Consider the following 1,478-nt stretch of genomic DNA (forward strand, 5'->3'; position numbering starts at 1 on the left):
CAGCGTCAAGAGCGGAATGAACGAGGTCTGCGCCGCAGCGTTGTTGGCCGACTCCGGACCGGCCAGGCCCTCGATGGCGCCCTTGCCGAACTCGGCGCTGTTCTTGCTGACCTTCTTTTCCATCGTGTAGGCGCCAAACGAGGCCAGCGCCGCGCCGCCGCCCGGCAAAATGCCCAGCATCGAGCCCAAGGCCGTGCCACGCAGGATCGGCGCAGCCATGCGCTTGAAGTCGTCCTTCGACGGGAACAGCGTGGTGATCTTGTTGGTGAAGACTTCGCGGTGCTCCTTCTGCTCGAGGTTGGTCATCACCTCGGCAAAGCCGAACACGCCCATGGCCACCGCGGCAAAGCTCACGCCGTCGGACAGCTCGGGAATGTCGAACGCATAGCGCGACACGCCGGTGTTCACATCCGTGCCGATCACGCCGCCCAGCAGGCCCAGCACGATCATGGCGATGGCCTTGACCAGCGAGCCCGAAGCCAGCACCACCGCGCCGATCATGCCCAGCACCATCAGCGAGAAGTACTCGGCCGGGCCGAACTTGAAGGCCACTTCAGCCAGCGGCACCGCGAAGGCGGCCAGCAGCAGCGTGCCGACGCAGCCGGCAAAGAACGAGCCGATGGCAGCGGTCGACAGCGCCACGCCGGCGCGGCCGCGGCGGGCCATCTGGTAGCCGTCGATACAGGTCACGACCGACGAGGTTTCACCGGGCAGGTTGACCAGGATGGCGGTGGTGGAACCGCCGTACTGGGCGCCGTAGTAAATGCCGGCCAGCATGATCAGGCCGCCCAGCGGGGGCAGCGCATAGGTTGCCGGCAGCAGCATGGCGATGGTGGCGATCGGGCCCAGGCCCGGCAGCACGCCGATCAGGGTGCCGATCAGGGCGCCGATGAAGCAGTAGGCCAGGTTCATCGGCAGGCTCATGGTCAGGCCGAAGACCGAGAACGGCTCCAGGGCCAGCACCGCGCCGAAGCCGGTGGAGAGGTTGGCAATCAGGGTTTCCATGTGTGCTCCTTAGGCGCCGAGGAAAGTGGGCCACAGCGGAAACTGCAGACTCAGGGCATAGACGAAGACGAACAGGCACAGCAGGACCAGCACGACGGTGTTGATCAGTGCGGCGCGCCAGCCGAACTCATGGCTGGCATAGCTCGAAACCAGCACCACGGTGATGAGGGAAAGGATCAGCCCCAGGCGCGGCAGGAACAGGCCGAACAGCACGACCGAGCCGAGGATGAGGATGATGGTGGACCAGGAAAAGCGGTCGACCTTGCTTTCCTCTGCCTTGGGTGAAAGCGCCATCAGGGCGATGACGACACCCATGATGACGAGGATGACGCCGAGTACGGTGGGGAAGTAGCCGGGGCCCATGCGGGCGGCCGAGCCAAAGGTGTAGCGGGTGCCAAACCCGGCGAAGAAAAGGCCGAAGGCGGCAAACATCACCCCCGACCAGAAGTCCTTCTGGTTCCTGATTAACATGC

Annotated in this window: 2 protein-coding genes; both read right to left on the minus strand. The window is 65.0% G+C overall.

Features of this window, described 5'->3' with window-relative positions:
- On the minus strand, positions 1-1,005 hold a 1,005-nt coding region (locus IGW04_RS15440; protein ID WP_194713982.1), incomplete at its 3' end, for a tripartite tricarboxylate transporter permease.
- 9 nt (positions 1,006-1,014) lie between these two features.
- Positions 1,015-1,476, minus strand: a complete 462-nt coding sequence (locus IGW04_RS15445) for a tripartite tricarboxylate transporter TctB family protein (RefSeq protein ID WP_194713983.1) — start codon at positions 1,474-1,476, stop codon at positions 1,015-1,017.
- Between the last annotated feature and the right edge of the window lie 2 nt (positions 1,477-1,478).

This window comes from Noviherbaspirillum soli (genome assembly GCF_015352955.1).
In the GTDB taxonomy this organism is placed as follows: domain Bacteria; phylum Pseudomonadota; class Gammaproteobacteria; order Burkholderiales; family Burkholderiaceae_D; genus Noviherbaspirillum_A; species Noviherbaspirillum_A soli.

Excerpts from the sequence above, each read along its gene's own strand:
- IGW04_RS15445 (WP_194713983.1), bottom strand. The coding sequence starts at position 1,476 with ATGTTAATCAGGAACCAGAAGGACTTCTGGTCGGGGGTGATGTTTGCC.